Origin of the sequence: Avibacterium endocarditidis (assembly GCF_965138825.1) — a bacterium.
Lineage (GTDB): Bacteria > Pseudomonadota > Gammaproteobacteria > Enterobacterales > Pasteurellaceae > Avibacterium > Avibacterium endocarditidis.
In genome coordinates, this window is sequence record NZ_CBCSDH010000009.1 from 1 (window position 1) to 14,441 (window position 14,441).

A 14,441-nucleotide genomic window follows, 5' to 3' on the forward strand; every position below is an offset into this window, starting at 1 on the left:
CAAAGCATGAGTCGCAAGGGGAATTGCGATGATAATGCGGTGATAGAGCGCTTTTTTAGCATTGTGAAGTCGGAATGTTTTTACCCGAATCTTTTACCAATGTCGTGGAGCTGGAGGAGGCGCTGCACGAATATATTCGCTATTATAATGAAGTGCGGATTAAACCCGCGTTAAACAATTTGAGCCCTGTGCAATACAGAGCTCAATATTTAACTTCCTAGGTCTCTAGGATTTGGGGTGCAGATCATTTTTTTACTTCAATATCCAGCACAATTAGGCTTCCACAAAGGCTAGAGCTTGTTTCACCACTTCAATGCCTGCACCGGTTTTATGGGCGTTTTCGCTGAGGTGTCTGCGCCATTGGCGTGCGCCTTTACAGTTTTGGAATGCACCAAGCATATGGCGTGTGATGTGGTTGAGGTGAACGCCTTGCGTGAGCTGTTGCTCAATATAAGGGAACATTTTTTCCACCGCTTCTCTTGGGCGCACAATGGAGCTTTGCGGATCAAACAAAGCTTGGTCAATGTAACCTAATAAACTTGGGTTCTGATAGGCTTCACGCCCCACCATTACGCCATCTACATAATTCAAATGAGCTTGAATTTCTTCAATGGTTTTAATCCCACCGTTAATACTAATCCACAATTGTGGAAAATCCCGTTTCAGTTGGTAAACCCGCTCATAATCAAGTGGCGGGATTTCGCGATTTTCTTTTGGGCTTAAACCGCTGAGCCACGCTTTGCGCGCGTGAACGATCAATTCTTGGCAGCCTGCTTGACTTACTTTCTGCACGAAATCACAAAGAAATTCATAGCTGTCTAAATCATCAATACCAATACGCGTTTTCACCGTAACGGGAATGTTCACGGCGGATTGCATTTGTTCAACACACTGAACAACTAAATCCGCTTTTGCCATTAGGCACGCACCAAACATTCCATTTTGTACGCGATCAGAGGGGCAACCTACATTGAGATTAATTTCTTGATAGCCCCGTTGTTCTGCCAACCTAGCACAATGTTGCAACTGATCGGGATCGCTACCGCCAAGCTGAAGTGCCACAGGATTTTCCACCAGATCAAATTCTAAATGATCGTATTTGGCGTGAATGATCGCCCCTGTGGTGACCATTTCCGTATAAAGTAAGGCGTGCTGGCTAAATTGGCGATGAAAATAGCGGCAATGGCGGGTTGTCCAATCGAGCATTGGGGCGACAGAAAATCGCCCACGATAAAAGTGCGGTGTTTTTTTTGTTGATTTTTGTTGATTCATTATTTGTTTTCTTCTTGTACGGCTTTTTGCTGTTCTTGCTGTTTCAGCTCATCTTGCTTTGCCTGTTCTTGAATACGCTGACGGAAACGCCCTGCAGCAAAATGATAGAACGGTTTTGCGTTAAATTGGCGTGAAATAATAGAAGCGATAAGGCTACAAATCAAGAGCCAAAATAATACAGGCTCACTCGCAGTCATTTCCATCACGATCACACTTGCCGTAACAGGGGATTGGGTTGCTCCCGCCAAAAATGCTGCCATACAGAGCAAAACTAAAAGGCGTTGATCAACAATTTCTCCCGTAAGCGACCAAACTTGAACACCAATCCCCGCCCCAGTAGTGAGTGCCGGAGTGAAAATGCCGCCTGCCGTGCCAGTCCAATAAGTGGCAACCGTAGCAAATAATTTACTTATCCCAACTTCTGAGGCAACGGTTTGACCATCAAGGGCTTTGGTTACGACTTCGTAACCCGTGCCGTAAGTTTGTCCGTGAGTGAATGTACCAAGTCCTGCAAGAATCAAGCCTAAAATAAACGCCATGTAAATAGGGTGGCGGCGGATCCAACCACGCATTTTTGCGGGGACTGTGCCTGCAACGCCTTTGGCGAGTAACCACGCAAAAACGCCACCTAACACCCCGCTCACTACGCCACAGAGGATCACCCATAAAAACATATGAGGTACGGAAGTTTGCCCGTGATAATTGGGGAAATAAGGATTATTGCCTTCAATAGCAACTAAAATAAATCCAGCAGCCAATACGCCGAGCAATACACGACGTTCCCAGCGTAATAAAATGCCCCGCCCGAGTTCTTCAATGGCAAAAATTACACCGCCTAATGGGGCATTGAACGCCGCAGCCAATCCTCCCGCCGCCCCTGTTGCCATTAATTCATTGGCATTTAAGCCCTTGAATGCCAAGCCGTGGCGGCGGCACACATTGCCCCACGCATACATTACCGCTGCGCCCACTTGCACGGACGGCCCTTCACGCCCCACGGAAGCACCAAATAACATCGCCAAAAACGTGAGTGGAATTTTCCACAGGGTTTGCCCAAAAGCAATGAGCTTGCTTTTATTGGCGCTGTACGGCATATCAATAGAGGCAATCACTTGCGGAATCCCACTGCCCGAAACATAGGGGGTATATTTTGCGGTAAACCAAGCTAAAAATGCCAAGCCTAAGGGCAACACAACCCAAACAGCATAAGGGTGTTTCGCCGTCCATAAGGCATTCCAGTGTAAGGCAAGATCGGCAAATTTCGCAAAGCCAAGAGAAAATAAGGACACCAACGCCGCGCCGATCAATAAGCAGGAAAACTCAATGGTTTTACGCGAAATACGATAGCTTTGGCGTAATTTTCGGTGAATAAAATGACGAATTTTTTGGGTGAATCGCTTTAACATTTTAGATGATTGAGATGAAAATAAATTGCGGAAAATTATAGCAATATTTTCGTGCGTGAGATATGGCAAGGATCAAGAAGATGAAAAATAGGCAAAAAAAATCACCGCACTTATTTCGCAAATAAAGTAAAGTGCGGTGAGATTTTGTTAAAAATTAAGCTTGATCACCAAGCAATACGCTTTCTAACGCAATTTCAATCATCTCATTGAACGTAAGTTGGCGTTCTTCTGCGGTGGTTTGCTCGTGTGTGCGAATGTGGTCTGATACGGTACAGATAGTTAAGGCTTTTGCACCAAATTCTGCAGCAACACCATAAATGCCCGCGGCTTCCATTTCTACGCCCAAAATGCCGTATTTTTCCATTACGTCAAACATTTCCACATCTGGCGTATAGAACAGATCAGCAGAATAAAGGTTTCCCACACGCACATTGATGCCTTTGTTTTTTGCCGCTTGCACGGCAGCTTGGGTCATATCAAAATCGGCAATAGCAGCAAAATCGTTATCTTTAAAGCGAATGCGGTTCACTTTGGAATCCGTACAAGCGCCAAGCCCGATGATCACTTCACGCAATTTCACATCTGGACGCACGGCACCGCACGAACCGACGCGGATAATTTTTTTTACGCCGTATTCAGTGATCAGCTCTTTGGCATAAATAGAGCAAGACGGAATACCCATTCCGTGTCCCATTACAGAGATTTTACGACCTTTGTATGTGCCTGTGTAGCCAAGCATATTACGCACGTTGGTTACTTCTTTGGCATCGTCTAAAAAGGTTTCAGCAATATATTTAGCACGCAACGGGTCGCCAGGCATTAATACTACGTCAGCAAAAGCCCCAGCGGGTGCGTTAATATGTGGAGTCATAATCTATCCTCTTAAAGTTAATCTTGATGGTGAAAATCAATGATTGATTTGCCGTAATCCATTGGCGGCAGATCAAAATAATCAGCGACAGTTTGCCCTACGTCAGCGAAAGTGTCGCGTTTGCCTAAGAATTGTTTTGGCACTTGCGAACCGTATAATAGCACAGGGATATGCTCGCGAGTGTGATCCGTGCCGTGCCAAGTTGGGTCGCAACCGTGGTCAGCTGTGAAAATGAGTAAATCATCTTCGTTCATTAAGGCTAATAATTCTGGAATACGGCTGTCGAAGTATTCTAATGCAGCAGCATAACCTGCTACATCACGGCGATGGCCGAAATCAGAGTCAAAGTTTACAAAGTTGGTGAAAACAATGGAATTTTCACCCGCTCTTTTCACTTCCACAAGGGTTTTGTCGAATAATTCTTCCAAGCCCGTGGCTTTCACTTTTTCGGTGATTCCCGTGTGTGCGTAAATATCCGCAATTTTGCCGATAGAAATCACATCGCCTTGTTTTTCTTCCACTAGTTTTTGTAATACGGTTTTGGCAGGTGGCTCAATGGCGTAGTCTTTACGGTTACCTGTGCGAGAAAATTCGCCCGCTTTGTTGCCCACAAATGGGCGAGCGATTACGCGGCCAATGTTGTAATCAGCCAGTTCTTCACGCACGATTTCACATAATTCGTAAAGTTTTTCCAAGCCGTAGGTTTCTTCGTGGCAAGCAATTTGGAAAACGGAATCTGCCGAGGTGTAGAAAATCGGTTTGCCCGTTTTCATATGTTCTTCACCAAGCTGATCTAAGATCACCGTGCCAGAAGAATGACAGTTGCCGAGATAGCCATCAAGCCCCGCACGTTCAACAATACGATCTAAAAGCGCTTGTGGGAAGCTGTTTTCGTGTTCTGGGAAGTAGCCCCAATCAAATAACACGGGAACGCCTGCGATCTCCCAGTGTCCTGATGGAGTGTCTTTACCTGAAGAAATTTCTTTTGCATAAGCATAACCGCCGATTAAATTTGGCGTAGGGTTAAAACCCGCTGGCAATTCACCGCAAGATTCTTTCGCAGCCAAGCCTAAGCCGAGTTTTTCAAAGTTAGGCAGATGAAGTGGGCCTTTGCGGCCATTTTTGTCTTCTAGCCCTTCCGCACAACGTTGTGCAATATGGCCTAAGGTGTTCGCTCCTTTATCGCCAAATTTTTCTGCATCTTCACTTGAACCAATACCGAAAGAATCTAACATCATTATAAATACGCGTTTCATTTTAAGCTCCTTTATTATTGAACGCTGTTTTAGAATAACAGAATATTTGCTTTATTTTTGAACGTTATGTTTCAAGAAGATTTATTACCTGTGTTCAATAATCTACAATAGCAAACGTTTTCTTTGTCTTAATATGACAACACCACGAACAATGTCGTGGTGTTATCGAAAAATTCGGTGAAATTTTACCGCACTTTTCTTACATTTTATAGTGCAGCACCACTTAAACCGATAAATAAACCTGCAATGGTTGCACTCATCAGATTTGCTAATGATCCTGCGATCACCGCTTTGATACCAAGACGTGCAATATCACCACGGCGGCTTGGTGCCATTCCACCTAATCCACCGATTAAGATGGCGATAGAGCTGAAGTTGGCGAAACCACAAAGGGCGAAAGTAATAATCGCTTTGGTTTTATCGCTTAATTGTACCGCAGCGTCCGCAGCAAGGTAAGGGGCAAATTCTAAGTAGCCAACAAATTCGTTCACCGCTAATTTAATCCCGATCATTTGACCTGCAACCGCAGCGTCGTCCCAAGGTACACCAATTACCCAAGCCAGAGGGCGGAAAATCCAACCTAAAATTAAGCCAAGAGAAAGTTCAGGCATACCGAACCAGTTGCCGATACCACCTAATAAACCATTGACTAAGGCAATTAATGCTACGAAGGCAATCAACATTGCGCCCACATTCATTGCCAACTGCATACCAGATGAAGCCCCTGCTGCTGCTGCATCTAAAATATTAGAAGGCTGTTCCAAATCTACTTTTTCAATGTCATCATTGAATTTTTCTGTTTGTGGCACCATCAATTTAGCAAACAACAAGCCCGCAGGTGCTGCCATAAATGATGCTGCGATTAAGTATGGCAATGGCACACCTAAGCCTGCGTAACCTGCTAACACTGAACCCGCAATAGAGGCTAAGCCACCACACATCACAGCAAAGAGTTCGGATTCAGTCATTTTGCTGATATAAGGTTTCACCACCAATGGCGCTTCTGTTTGTCCCACGAAAATATTTGCCGCAGCGGACATTGATTCCGCTTTAGACGTACCTAATATTTTTTGTAAGCCACCGCCAATGATACGGATAATAAATTGCATAATACCAATATAGTAAAGTAGAGAAATGAGCGCTGAGAAGAATACGATGATGGATAATACTTTAACAGCAAAAATAAAACCCGATTTTTCAACGTCAGCTAAGCCACCAAATAAGAAATTTGTTCCTTCGTTACCATAGCTAATTACGGTGCTGACTCCGTTTGACAAGGCAAGTAAGATTTCACGCCCCACGGGCACATACAAAATAAACGCACCGATTAGGATTTGAATTAATAACGCACCGCCCACAGTACGCAAACTAATCGCACGGCGATTGCTAGATAATAGAACGGCAATAGCAAGAAGTACAACAATGCCTAGCACACTTATTAAGCTACTCATATTAGAATTTCCTTAAATGTAAAATTGATATAAAAAAGCGAGCTAATTCTACTGTTTTTTGTAATGAAATGCTTGCAAAAATGTACAAAAATGTGAAGGCAAGCGATTGCTTTGCTGTAAAAAGCAACAATTTCTTAAACGTTTTAGCTATATGTTATAGAGATTAAGAAGTTGGGATTTAGGCAAATTTCCTTTATCATCACAACTAAAAGTGCGGTGCAAATTTACGACAAATTTATTTATGAAAAATCAATTTAAAGTTCTCCCTAAAACGCCTTGGACAGCAAAAAACTTCTGGTCTGTGGAGCTTCAGCCCTTATGCGTACTTATCCTTTCTTTATTGATTTTAGGGCTTGGCGAAGGATTGCTTTTGCTTTCTAACCTCGGCTCAGCCCCTTGGACAGTACTTTCACAAGGCATTGCGTTACAGGCAGGATTTAGCGTAGGCTGGGCATCATTATTGATTAGCGCATTGGTGATGCTAATGTGGCTGCCACTCAAACTCCGTGTCGGCTTAGGGACAATCTTAAATATGCTTTTGGTTGCCTTGGCTTTAGGCATTAGTGTTGCTTTTCTGCCAGCTCCAAGTGGAATTCTATTGCGTATTGGCTATGCCATCATCGGGATTTTGCTCTTTGGGATCGCCTCCGCGTTTTATCTCACCTGCCATCAAGGTGGCGGACCAAGAGATGGACTAATGGTTGGGCTTTGCCACCGCTTTCACTGCAAGGTTGGTATTGTCAGAACCATTATGGAAGTTACCGTTTGTGTATTAGGCTTTATGCTCGGCGGCACAGTGGGCATTGGCACATTATTGTTTGCTTTTTCTATTGGCTGGGTGGTGCAAGCAACATTAAGCATAATGGTTAATTGCTTATCCCCTGAAAAATAAAGTGCGGTGATTTTTTCATTCTTTTTTCTTTTCAGCAAAGATCCGTTACACTAGCGCAAAAGTGATTTTAAAAAAGGGATAAATTATGCCAACCATTAGCGTTGCAATGATTGTAAAAAATGAACAGCAAGATCTTGCACAATGCTTAGCCAGTGTGAAAGATTGGGTGGACGAGATTGTGATTTTAGATTCGGGCAGTACCGATAATACCAAAGAAATCGCCCTACAATATGGCGCGAAATTCTATGAAAATACCGATTGGCAAGGCTTTGGCAAACAACGCCAACTTGCCCAGCAATATGTTACGTCCGATTATGTGCTATGGCTAGACGCTGATGAACGGGTAACCGATGAGTTACGGGAAAATATTCAGCAAGCGGTGGCAAACAATTTGCCGAATGTGGTGTACGATATTCCACGCATTAGCGAAGTGTTCGGGCGCTTAATTCGCCATTCGGGTTGGTATCCTGATTATGTAGTGCGTTTGTATCAAACCCAGTATGCAGGCTATAACGATGCCTTAGTTCACGAAAAAGTGGTGTATCCTGTCAATACAAAAGTGGAAAAATTGGCGGGTAACTTGTTGCATTATCCTTATAAAAATTTGCATCATTACTTGGTGAAATCGGCTAACTATGCGCAAGCTTGGGCGGAACAGCGCCATAGACAAGGCAAAAAAGCCACGCTGTTTCAAGGGATTACGCACGGCATTGCGACTTTCGCCAAAATGTATCTATTAAAAGCAGGATTTTTAGATGGCAAAGAAGGCTTTTTATTAGCCGTGCTTTCAGGGCATTCTACCTTTGTTAAATATGCCGATTTGTGGATTAGAACGCGTAAAAAATAGTAATAAATCATAAATACAGAAGAAAAAGTGCGGTGAAAAATTAGCAATTTTTTCACCGCACTTTTTTATTTCTCGTTATCAATTTATGCCCATTGTTTTACAATAAACGATTGAATTTGTGGCAGTATTTTATTTATTTGAATATTCGCCAGTTCTTTCTCTTCATTTGGCGGACAAAAAGCCAAATGGCGTGAAGGATCATTAATTGGCTGCCAGCGCAATGGGGTTGCGGAACGATGGCTTGGAAAAAAACCAATGGTTGGCACATTTAATGCACCGCAAATGTGTAATGGCCCTGTTGAACCTGCGATAAACAAATCTGCGCAAGCCAAAGAATAAGTGAAATCCACTAACCCTTCATTCTTATCATAAATCACCACATTGGGATTATTCACTAATTGGGCTAATTGATGCGCCTGTTCGCTTTCATTTGGCCCTGCAGTAAGAACAATATAGGCATCAAATTGTTGCAAAATATCTTGAATTAATTCGGCGTATTGCGCTAAAGAAAGGCTATTTGCCGAACCGCCCGTGCCACTATGTAGGAAAATCCATTTTTTATTTTGTACAATCCCTAACTGCTGTTGGAACTTACTTTTTTGCGCTTGTAAAATCTCTTGTGGAACGACTAGATAAGGCGCGTGCGGTTCAGTAATCGGCAAATGCTGCGCCTGTAAAAACGCCCTTGCCAGATCCAAATTGTATTCAAATTCTGGCTTAAGGGAACGTGAACGGCGTTGAGTTAAACGATGGTTATAAGCCAGTTGCGCCAATTTTGTCGCAGGTGCAAGACGATATTTAATGCCACTTAGCCACACCAATTTTGCATTATGCCAATTAGAGAAAAAGCTGATCACACCGTCAAAATGCGCTGCTTTAATGGCCTGTAAGACTTGCTTAAATTGGGTTTTATCTTTTTTATCTTGCACATCAATAATAATGTCATCAATGTAAGGACAAAGCTCAGCCATTGGCGCGGTATATTTAGGCACAAGTGCGGTGATTTTTAACTGAGGATTTGCCTTTTTTATCAACGCTAAGGCGGGAAATATCAGCATAAAATCGCCCAGTTTGTCGTTGCGGATTACCAAAAGTTTTTGCATCATTCTAACGTTCACAGGTTATTTTTAAATAGATTGCGACATTGTAGCAAAGGAAGACGTTTTTATTAAAGAATAATTCACTTCAGCGCACTATTTACCTTGCTTTTTTCATAAAAAAGAGTACAATCCACAGGCTTTTTGTCTATATATACAGAGAAAAAAGTAAGCATTCCCACGCCTTCGATGTGGGTTTTCTTTTAGTATTAATTAATTAGAGGAAGGTTATGGTAACCATTCGTTTATCTCGTGGCGGTTCTAAAAAACGCCCATTTTACCAAATTGTAGTTGCTGACAGCCGTTGCCCACGCGATGGTCGTTTTATTGAGCGTGTTGGCTTTTTCAACCCTTTAGCGGCAGGTAATGCTGAGCGTCTTCGTATCAATCTTGAGCGTGTAAATGCTTGGGTTGAGAAAGGAGCAAGCTTATCAGATCGCGTTAGCTCTTTGGTAAAAGAAGCTCAAAAAGCTGCAGCTTAATTGCAGTTTTTAAGGTTTATAGGTGAATAAAATGACGCAACAAAGAATTGAAGTCGTTGGCAAATTAGGCTCAACATACGGAATTCGTGGTTGGTTACGCATTTATTCATCAACAGAACAAGCCGAAAGCATTTTTGATTATCAACCTTGGTTTTTAAAAATTAAAGGCCAATGGCAGCCAACAGAATTAGAAAGTTGGAAACATCATAATCACGAACTTATTGTTAAATTAAAAGGCATTAATGATCGTGAAATCGCACAAACCCTCACTAATGTTGAAATTGGCGTAGATCTATCTGTATTCCCTGAACTTGAAGAGGGGGATTATTATTGGCACGATTTAATTGGCTGCCAAGTGGTGAATCTACAAGGTTACAATATGGGAACGGTGGCTGAAATGATGGAAACTGGCTCAAATGATGTATTAGTTGTGCGAGCAAGTCAGAAAGATGCTTTTGGAAAACAAGAACGGTTAATTCCGTTTTTGTATGAACAAGTAGTTAAAAGAGTAGATCTCACCACCAAGACTATTGAAGTGGATTGGGACGCTGGTTTCTAAACTCAGGCATACAGTGAGCTTTAGGTTGTAGCATTTCGAGCCTACAAATTAGGAAAATAACAATGTGGATTGGTCTTGTTTCATTGTTCCCCGAAATGTTTAAAGCGATTACTGAGTATGGGGTAACGGGCAGAGCCGTAAAACAAAATCTCTTGCAAGTACAGTGTTGGAATCCGCGTGATTTCACCACGGATAAACATAAAACCGTTGATGACCGTCCTTATGGCGGTGGGCCTGGAATGTTGATGATGGTGCAACCATTGCGTGATGCAATCCAAGCGGCTAAAACGGCAGCAGGAGAAGGGGCAAAGGTGATTTATCTTTCGCCACAAGGACGTAAACTCGATCAAAATGGCGTAACAGAGCTGGCAAAAAATCAGAAATTGATTTTCGTCTGCGGGCGTTATGAAGGCATTGATGAGCGAGTAATCCAAACTGAAATTGATGAAGAATGGTCAGTGGGTGATTACGTTCTTACGGGGGGAGAGCTGCCAGCAATGACATTAATTGATGCCGTTGCAAGGTTTATTCCAGGAGTGCTAGGCAAGCAAGCCTCTGCAGAAGAAGATTCTTTTGCTGACGGTTTATTAGATTGCCCGCACTATACTCGGCCAGAGGTGCTAGACGGAATGTCAGTGCCTGCGGTGTTGATGTCGGGTAACCACGCAGAAATTCGTAAATGGCGATTAAAACAATCGTTATTGCGAACCTGGTTAAGACGCCCTGAGCTATTGGAAAGCCTAGCTCTGACTGACGAACAACGGAAACTGCTGGTGCAAGTCAAACTTGAACAGCAAGCAAATAAAGTTGATTAGTTGATTGCGAGTTTAACCATTCGCAAAATCATCAGTTAATACTAGGATCTTAGAAGGATTACACAATGAGTAACATCATTAAACAAATTGAACAAGAACAATTAAAACAAAATGTACCTAGCTTCCGCCCAGGTGATACTTTAGAAGTTAAAGTATGGGTTGTTGAAGGAAGTAAACGTCGTCTGCAAGCATTCGAAGGCGTGGTTATTGCAATTCGTAACCGCGGCTTGCACAGTGCATTCACTTTACGCAAAGTATCTAACGGTGTAGGCGTTGAGCGTGTATTCCAAACTCACTCACCAGTTATCGACAGCATCGCCGTGAAACGTAAAGGTGCAGTGCGTAAAGCGAAACTTTACTACTTACGCGAACGTTCAGGTAAATCTGCACGTATTAAAGAGCGTCTTGGTGATTAATTTTCCAAGCGAAAATGACAAGGGCTTGAGAGCAATCTCAAGCCTTTTTGTTTATCTATTATTTATTTTCTAAAGGAGGCAATTCTTTCTTTAACGCAAGTGCAATTGCCAAAGTTTGTACTAAAGTCATTGTTGCACATTGTGAGCGAAAACCGCGTACTTGGGCTTCTTTAATGACAAAAGAAACATCGCTGAAGGCGATTAAAGGGCTAATTTGGCTATCCGTGATCGCAATTTGTTTTACGCCTTTATTTGCCGTAGTGTGCATAATATCTACTGTTTCTTTTGCATAAGGTGAAAAGCTAATCGCAATGACGACATCACCCTCTTTAACTAAATTAAGTTGTTCATCAAACATTCCCCCTAATCCATTGATTAAAAATGAACGGCAGTCTAAGTGGTGCAGGGCATAGTCTAAATAGCTCGCAATGCTAAAGGAACGTTTTAAGCCAATAATGAAAATATTGTTTGCATTGTTTAAAATTTCCACTGCTTGCTGTATTTCCTGCTCAGAGGTTTGGCTAGCTAATTGCTGTAACGCTTGATAATTCGCTTGAGCAAAAATATTCAAAATATCCACCGCACTTTCTTGATTGGCTTGTTCGGGTTCAAGCTGACGAAAAAGTTGTAAACGTTCAGTATAATTTGCCGTTTCTTCCATTAGGTTTTCACGGAAGATCTGCTTCATTTCATTAAATCCACTGAAGCCAAAAGCATTAGCGAAACGAATTAAGGTGGAAGGCGGCACATCGGCTCGTTCAGAAATGGTAGCAACAGTATCAAACACCACACTATTACTGTTATCTAGCACATACTGTGCCACTTGCTTTAAACGTTTACTTAAACTGTCGTAACGCGCACGGATTTCATTTTGTAATTGGACTAACTGAGAGTTATTTTGCATTCTACCTTCCTAACGAAATAAGTATTTTATAACTTGGTTCATAATAGCAAAAATTTCATCTGAACAGAAAATGTTCTTTGCTAAATTTTAAGATGAAGTCGTAGTTTTCTTGGGATAGGTGAAAATCTTTGTGATCTACTTCTCAAATATTAATTTCATAAAATGACATTTTTGAAATATATGTTTTAATTTAACTATGATTTTATGAGTTAAGTATTTTGTGATTTCATCATCACTAAGGAAAAGCACAATGAAAACGACTGAAAAAACCTTAGATCTTATCTGTCTTGGACGTGTGGCAGTGGACTTGTATGCTCAACAAATTGGTTGCCGCTTGGAAGATGTCACCTCTTTTGCAAAATATTTAGGCGGATCCTCTGGAAATGTGGCTTATGGCACAGCAGTGCAAGGCGTGAAGTCTTCTATGCTTGCTCGTGTCGGAGATGAGCATATGGGGCGTTTTCTACGGGAGGAACTACAACGTGTTGGGGTGGATACCAGCCATTTAATTACAGACAAAGAACGGCTTACTGGGTTAGTGATTTTGGGTATTAAAGATCAAGATACTTTCCCCCTTATTTTTTATCGTGAGAATTGTGCTGATATGGCGATTAGCGCAGAAGATTTTGATGAGGCTTATATCGCTTCAGCTAAAGCACTTGCGATTACGGGCACGCATTTATCTCATCCTAAAACACGCCACGCAGTATTAACTGCCTTAGAATATGCAGGACGTAATGGCACAAAACGTTTGCTTGATATTGATTATCGTCCTGTTTTGTGGGGCTTAACGTCTCTTGGTGATGGTGAAACACGTTTTATTGATTCCGAAGCGGTAACCAAATCACTGCAAGAAGTGTTGCATCATTTTGATGTATTAGTTGGCACAGAAGAAGAGTTCCATATTGCAGGTGGCTCGACAGATACATTAACGGCACTAAAAAATGTACGTAACGTGAGCAATGCTACACTCGTGTGTAAACGTGGGGCATTAGGTTGCTCTGTGTTTGAGGGGGATATTCCTGATGATTTGGACGGCGGTATTAATGTCTATGGTGTACGAGTTGAAGTATTGAATGTTTTAGGCGCAGGTGATGCCTTTATGTCAGGCTTATTGCGCGGCTATATCAATGGTGAAAGCTGGGAGCAATGTTGCCGTTATGCCAATGCTTGCGGTGCGCTAGTAGTTTCTCGTCACGGCTGTGCGCCAGCAATGCCAACCAAGGTTGAGCTAGATGATTATTTGGCTCGAGCAGAAAGTGTGCCACGTCCTGACCTTGATCTACAACTAAATCATTTACATCGTGTTACCACGCGTAAAACCCAATGGGACGATCTTTGTATTTTTGCTTTTGATCATCGTAAACAACTTGTTGATATGGCGCAAAAGTGCGGTGCGAATTTAGATAGAATCCCTGTTCTGAAAAAACTTCTTGTCCAAGCGGCCGAACAAACGGCACAACAAGAAAGTATTGCCAACGGACACGCCGGTGTTCTGGCTGATACAACCTTCGGACAAGCAGCGCTCAATGAAATCACCGGTAAAGGCTGGTGGATTGGGCGACCAATTGAGTTGCCTTCTTCTCGTCCGTTACGTTTAGAACATGGTGATCTTGGTAGCCAACTCATCAATTGGCCTGCCGAACAGGTTGTTAAATGTCTTGCTTTCTATCACCCTGCCGATAATGCAGATTTGCGTGCAGAACAAGATGAAATGCTCAAACAGGTTTACCAAACTTGTTGCCGAACAGGACACGAATTGCTATTAGAAATTATTTTGCCTGCAGATATGGAACAAAACGAGGCTTATTATGCAGAAATGATTAAACATTTCTATGCTATTGGCATTAAGCCAGATTGGTGGAAATTACCCGGTGTTTCTGCGCAGGCTTGGCAAGAGATTAGCCACGTCATCGAACAAAGTGATCCTTATTGCCGCGGTATTCTTATTTTAGGGTTAGATGCCCCAGAAGAAACCTTTGAACAAGTCTTTAAAGCCTCTGCAAATGCGCCGTTAGTCAAAGGTTTTGCTGTTGGTCGCACAATCTTCGGACAACCCTCTTCTCAATGGCTTGCCGGCGAGCTTTCCGATGAGCAGTTGATTCAAGCGGTATCTGAGCGTTATAGACGATTGATCCGATTATGGAAAAATCGTAAAAATTAACCGCTTAAG

Annotated in this window: 14 protein-coding genes and 1 pseudogene; 8 read left to right on the forward strand and 7 right to left on the reverse strand. The window is 42.4% G+C overall.

Annotated elements, in window-relative coordinates; all coding sequences use genetic code 11:
- Positions 1-221: pseudogene (locus tag ACNAV8_RS06505) on the forward strand (transposase); the annotation flags it as partial.
- A gap of 52 nt (positions 222-273) precedes the next feature.
- Here the strand turns inward: ACNAV8_RS06505 and dusA are convergent.
- From dusA to ACNAV8_RS06530, 5 genes are all read right to left on the reverse strand, one after another.
- Entirely contained in the window at positions 274-1,272 is a 999-nt protein-coding gene (gene dusA / locus ACNAV8_RS06510) for a tRNA dihydrouridine(20/20a) synthase DusA (protein WP_103855372.1), read from the reverse strand.
- On the reverse strand, positions 1,272-2,678 hold the full coding sequence (locus ACNAV8_RS06515) for a chloride channel protein (protein WP_415777413.1): 1,407 nt from the start codon (positions 2,676-2,678) through the stop codon (positions 1,272-1,274). The genes dusA and ACNAV8_RS06515 overlap by 1 nt, the downstream gene beginning before the upstream one ends.
- 154 nt (positions 2,679-2,832) lie before the next feature.
- Positions 2,833-3,549 carry a purine-nucleoside phosphorylase gene (gene deoD / locus ACNAV8_RS06520; RefSeq protein WP_103855374.1) on the reverse strand — a complete coding sequence of 239 codons (717 nt, stop codon included), beginning with the start codon at positions 3,547-3,549 and terminating at the stop codon, positions 2,833-2,835.
- 17 nt (positions 3,550-3,566) lie between these two features.
- Positions 3,567-4,805 carry a phosphopentomutase gene (deoB, locus tag ACNAV8_RS06525; protein WP_103855375.1) on the reverse strand — a complete coding sequence of 413 codons (1,239 nt, stop codon included), beginning with the start codon at positions 4,803-4,805 and terminating at the stop codon, positions 3,567-3,569.
- A 206-nt stretch (positions 4,806-5,011) separates the two neighbouring features.
- Positions 5,012-6,256, reverse strand: coding sequence for a NupC/NupG family nucleoside CNT transporter (locus tag ACNAV8_RS06530; protein ID WP_103855376.1), 1,245 nt, complete (start codon positions 6,254-6,256; stop codon positions 5,012-5,014).
- A 241-nt stretch (positions 6,257-6,497) separates the two neighbouring features.
- Here ACNAV8_RS06530 and yczE point away from each other — a divergent pair, with 241 nt between their 5' ends.
- Together yczE and ACNAV8_RS06540 are read left to right on the forward strand one after the other, a co-directional pair.
- Positions 6,498-7,148 (forward strand): membrane protein YczE, encoded by a 651-nt coding sequence (gene yczE / locus ACNAV8_RS06535; protein WP_103855377.1) that lies wholly within the window; start codon positions 6,498-6,500, stop codon positions 7,146-7,148.
- Between the two features lie 85 nt (positions 7,149-7,233).
- Positions 7,234-7,995 carry a glycosyltransferase family 2 protein gene (locus ACNAV8_RS06540; protein WP_103855378.1) on the forward strand — a complete coding sequence of 254 codons (762 nt, stop codon included), beginning with the start codon at positions 7,234-7,236 and terminating at the stop codon, positions 7,993-7,995.
- 83 nt (positions 7,996-8,078) lie between these two features.
- Here the strand turns inward: ACNAV8_RS06540 and ACNAV8_RS06545 are convergent, their stop codons facing one another.
- The gene (locus tag ACNAV8_RS06545) at positions 8,079-9,098 is read right to left on the reverse strand and encodes a glycosyltransferase family 9 protein (RefSeq protein WP_415777442.1); all 1,020 of its coding nucleotides are present in this window, start codon (positions 9,096-9,098) and stop codon (positions 8,079-8,081) included.
- A gap of 224 nt (positions 9,099-9,322) precedes the next feature.
- Between ACNAV8_RS06545 and rpsP the strand changes: the two genes are divergently transcribed.
- From rpsP to rplS, 4 genes are all read left to right on the forward strand, one after another.
- Positions 9,323-9,574, forward strand: coding sequence for a 30S ribosomal protein S16 (gene rpsP / locus ACNAV8_RS06550; protein WP_194751023.1), 252 nt, complete (start codon positions 9,323-9,325; stop codon positions 9,572-9,574).
- 31 nt (positions 9,575-9,605) lie between these two features.
- Positions 9,606-10,133: a ribosome maturation factor RimM gene (gene rimM / locus ACNAV8_RS06555; protein WP_103853871.1), complete on the forward strand. Its 528-nt coding sequence runs from the start codon at positions 9,606-9,608 to the stop codon at positions 10,131-10,133.
- 62 nt (positions 10,134-10,195) lie between these two features.
- Positions 10,196-10,948: a tRNA (guanosine(37)-N1)-methyltransferase TrmD gene (gene trmD / locus ACNAV8_RS06560; protein ID WP_415777415.1), complete on the forward strand. Its 753-nt coding sequence runs from the start codon at positions 10,196-10,198 to the stop codon at positions 10,946-10,948.
- 65 nt (positions 10,949-11,013) lie between these two features.
- On the forward strand, positions 11,014-11,364 hold the full coding sequence (gene rplS / locus ACNAV8_RS06565) for a 50S ribosomal protein L19 (RefSeq protein ID WP_103855379.1): 351 nt from the start codon (positions 11,014-11,016) through the stop codon (positions 11,362-11,364).
- A gap of 58 nt (positions 11,365-11,422) precedes the next feature.
- Here the strand turns inward: rplS and ACNAV8_RS06570 are convergent, their stop codons facing one another.
- Positions 11,423-12,268 carry a MurR/RpiR family transcriptional regulator gene (locus tag ACNAV8_RS06570; RefSeq protein WP_103853868.1) on the reverse strand — a complete coding sequence of 282 codons (846 nt, stop codon included), beginning with the start codon at positions 12,266-12,268 and terminating at the stop codon, positions 11,423-11,425.
- Between the two features lie 250 nt (positions 12,269-12,518).
- Between ACNAV8_RS06570 and ACNAV8_RS06575 the strand changes: the two genes are divergently transcribed.
- Positions 12,519-14,432 carry a bifunctional 5-dehydro-2-deoxygluconokinase/5-dehydro-2-deoxyphosphogluconate aldolase gene (locus tag ACNAV8_RS06575; protein WP_415777416.1) on the forward strand — a complete coding sequence of 638 codons (1,914 nt, stop codon included), beginning with the start codon at positions 12,519-12,521 and terminating at the stop codon, positions 14,430-14,432.
- Positions 14,433-14,441: the final 9 nt, after the last annotated feature.